The sequence below is a fragment of the Neisseria sp. P0009.S007 genome (assembly GCF_051962515.1).
Map to the genome: position 1 here is coordinate 1 of NZ_JBQCVF010001048.1, position 289 is coordinate 289.

Genomic DNA, 289 nt, shown 5'->3' on the forward strand with positions numbered 1-289 from the left:
CCTATACATCAGCTTTCGCTTTAGCAGGCACCTGTGTTTGTGGTAAACAGTCGCTTGCGCCTCTCTTGTGCCACTCATTCATGCTCCATGCGTTGCTGCTCTTCACACTACATGAGTCCTCCTTTTCCCGAAGTTACGGAGGCATTTTGCCGAGTTCCTTAACGAGGGTTTTCCCGCGCACCTTAGGATTCTCTCCCCGCCTACCTGTGTCGGTTTTGGTACGGGCGATGTGTCTCTACCTAGAAGCTTTTCTCGACAGTGTAGGATCAATCACTTCGTTACTATCGCT

General features: G+C 50.5%; 1 rRNA gene. It reads right to left on the minus strand.

Annotation, left to right across the window (positions count from 1 at the left end):
* Positions 1–289, minus strand: a 23S ribosomal RNA gene (locus ACTHS3_RS17700); the annotation flags it as partial.